Raw genomic sequence first — 221 nt, forward strand, 5'->3', positions numbered from 1 at the left:
GGCCTGAGTGGACTTGAACCACCGACCTCACCCTTATCAGGGGTGCGCTCTAACCACCTGAGCTACAAGCCTATTAAGGTATTTCTGCTCGTTATTTTCATCAGACAATCTGTTGTGGACACTGCACCTTCCAATATCTCACTTCAGTTTAAGGAGGTGATCCAACCGCAGGTTCCCCTACGGTTACCTTGTTACGACTTCACCCCAGTCATGAATCACAA

1 rRNA gene is annotated in these 221 nt (G+C 48.4%); it reads right to left on the reverse strand.

From position 1 onward, the window contains the following. Positions 1-149: 149 nt before the first annotated feature. Positions 150-221: ribosomal RNA gene (locus MFP24_RS00035) — 16S ribosomal RNA — on the reverse strand; the annotation flags it as partial.

The sequence above is a fragment of the Brenneria tiliae genome (genome assembly GCF_023347575.1).
Classification (GTDB): Bacteria; Pseudomonadota; Gammaproteobacteria; order Enterobacterales; family Enterobacteriaceae; genus Brenneria; species Brenneria corticis.